The following is a 2,288-nucleotide window of genomic DNA, read 5'->3' as shown; positions in this document are numbered from 1 at the left end:
ACCTGACCGATCACACTCCGCGAGCGAAGCAAGCACCCCAAACCCAGAGCCCGGGCGCGAAACCGCAGCGCCCGGGCCCGACCAGAGGAACCACCGATGGACCTGTCCACGCCCACGTTCGGCGCCGCCACCAGCACACTCGGGGAAACCGAACTGCGGCGCCTGGAGGACCGAAGCGACACCGAACTCGCCACCATCAGGGCCTGCGTCACCGAGATACTCATCGCACGCCGACAGACCGCCGCCGCAAGCGCACTACGTAATCTCCTGCAGCCGCCCCACCCTCCCCAGACTGGCCTGAGACGTGCGCTGGTCCAGCCTGACCGGACCGGACACGTGGTGCTCCACTACGACGGCGGACGCGCCCGGGCGCTGACTCTGGACACGGAGCACATCCCGGTGCTCAACGCAGCCATCGCCGGCCTGGTCGAGGTTGGGGCCGAGATGATCGCAGGCCGCCTTGTCATCAGTGTGTCGCCGCTGGCCCCGACAAACCTGCCTTGCGCAGTGTGTGACGCCGCATCCTGCGGGGCGCCCGACAACCTGCCCGACGGCAGGTGCGCCGCCTGTGAAGCACACCTGCACCACGAGCACAGGCTCCTCGGCGTCAACTGCTCGGAGTTCATCCCGTTCTGAGCGCACCACCCGCAGCCCCAAGATCCCCGTATCATCGACCGCCCCGCAACCCTCGTGAACACCGGGATCGTCAGTACTCAAGTGAGTTGAAGGAGCAGAAGTGACCACCATTGGATGGCTGCAGGAGAACCTGCAGACGGTCGTTGATGGGTTCGTCGCGAACCCTCACCTGGCGCAGCCCGAGATCGTTACCACTGAAGAGGGAGAGCCCGCGGCAGTTCTCATGCCCTTGCCCATGCTCGTGGCGCTACTCCGTGCCGAACACATCGACAACGCCGACATTGTCGATCTCGCAGGGACGCGAGCCGCTGAAGCAGGGGACGAGGGCGTCAGCCTCGAGCAGCTCACGCGCCTCGTGGCGACCCACGACCCCGAAAACGCTGCAGAGCTGTTGCGGGATCTTGGCCACGCCGACGGGGATCAGCCCGGCTGACGGAGGCCAGTACGATGCGAGGAGACCGCTACCGAAGCCACCACCTCCCGCAGGTCGGCGTTGACATCGCAGCCCTCCGCGACGTTCACCTGCAGAGAATTGCGCTCATCCGCATCGGACAACTCGTCGCAGAGGAAATTCGCGGAAGACCGCTGAAGAGACTGCCCTCCTGGCCGGCCGAACTCGGCAACTGCTGGAAGCTCTACTTCGACCTCCATGAACACGACCGGCGGGCTCCCAAGTACCGCATCGTCTACCGCTTCCTCCCTCCAACCGATGGCCCGCAGAACACCGACCGCCGGCTACGGCTTCAAGTCCTGGCCGTCGGCCCCCGCCAGCAGGCCGAGGCATACGAACGTGCAGCTGCACGGCTCGCTCTTCCCGACGTGAGGATGGAGCGGACCATCCAGCCTCAGGAGCGTGCACCCGCGCCTCGGCCAGGCCGTCCCGCACTGGCGCCCGGGGCCGCGCGATTGGCAGCGCTCGCACACGATTCGGCGCAGGCCTCACGTGACCGGACCGCGCACCTCCGCACATCAGTCCCTCCGCCCCCACCGCTTCCGCCGCCGAAACGTTCCGGGAGCACTGTTCCACCACCGAGACCCCCGAACCAGCCACAGCAGCCCCCGCCTCGATACCTGGGACCCCCCGTGAGGCCAGGGCCGTGAGCTCCCGGGGTGACTGGTCCTGACCCACCCGAACCACTACCCGCACCAACCGACGCAACAGAGGAGCTTTCCGATGCCGAACACCAAGCTCGCACGACGCATCCACGCCCACCTGCACGACGACCTCACCGCAACGGAGGACCTGGCCCTAACGACCGTCCGCGAGGCGCGGTCCCTCAACGGCCAGGCCGACGAGGGGCATGCCAAGGCAACCGCGCAGCATGCCGGCCAGGCGTTGAGCCTGGATGCGCTCGATGCATCCCAGCTCTTCTCGCCCGGCCTGACACGCGCTGCCACACTCGAAGCCTTCGGCCAACTGGCCAACGGAGCTGATGCTATCGACTGGGACGCCATCCTCGACCCCTATGGAATGGATACCGCTGTAGTCGCAGGCACCTGAGCGGCGCGCCGGAGCACCCCGAGCGGATCGACACGGACAGCGGCACCCAAGTCATTTTCATGATCACCGCTCCTGCAGAGTGAGCATCGGCCACGCGGTGAGCGAAGCCGGCCGCGAGGTCTCCCTCGGCGTCACATGGCTCCCGGCCGGG

The 2,288-nt window shown here is 67.2% G+C and carries 4 protein-coding genes; 3 read left to right on the top strand and 1 reads right to left on the bottom strand.

Annotated elements, in window-relative coordinates; translation table 11 throughout:
• Positions 1–96 precede the first annotated feature (96 nt).
• Together VN520_RS38655 and VN520_RS38650 are read left to right on the top strand one after the other, a co-directional pair.
• Entirely contained in the window at positions 97–636 is a 540-nt protein-coding gene (locus tag VN520_RS38655; protein ID WP_325751632.1) for a hypothetical protein, read from the top strand.
• Positions 637–736: 100 nt separating this feature from the next.
• Positions 737–1,069, top strand: coding sequence for a hypothetical protein (locus VN520_RS38650; protein WP_325751631.1), 333 nt, complete (start codon positions 737–739; stop codon positions 1,067–1,069).
• Here the strand turns inward: VN520_RS38650 and VN520_RS38645 are convergent.
• Positions 1,057–1,287, bottom strand: coding sequence for a hypothetical protein (locus VN520_RS38645; protein ID WP_325751630.1), 231 nt, complete (start codon positions 1,285–1,287; stop codon positions 1,057–1,059). The two genes, VN520_RS38650 and VN520_RS38645, sit on opposite strands and share 13 nt — an antisense overlap.
• Positions 1,288–1,810: 523 nt before the next feature.
• Between VN520_RS38645 and VN520_RS38640 the strand changes: the two genes are divergently transcribed.
• Positions 1,811–2,137, top strand: coding sequence for a hypothetical protein (locus VN520_RS38640; RefSeq protein WP_325751629.1), 327 nt, complete (start codon positions 1,811–1,813; stop codon positions 2,135–2,137).
• Positions 2,138–2,288: the final 151 nt, after the last annotated feature.

The sequence above is a fragment of the Streptomyces sp. genome, from assembly GCF_035563135.1.
Taxonomy (GTDB): domain Bacteria; phylum Actinomycetota; class Actinomycetes; order Streptomycetales; family Streptomycetaceae; genus Streptomyces.
Note: the sequence above shows the minus strand (reverse complement) of the source record. Positions and strands in the feature narration are given on the sequence as shown.

Coding starts and splice junctions, on each gene's coding strand:
- VN520_RS38645 (WP_325751630.1), bottom strand. CDS start 1,287: ATGGAGGTCGAAGTAGAGCTTCCAGCAGTTGCCGAGTTCGGCCGGCCA.
- VN520_RS38655 (WP_325751632.1), top strand. CDS start 97: ATGGACCTGTCCACGCCCACGTTCGGCGCCGCCACCAGCACACTCGGG.
- VN520_RS38640 (WP_325751629.1), top strand. CDS start 1,811: ATGCCGAACACCAAGCTCGCACGACGCATCCACGCCCACCTGCACGAC.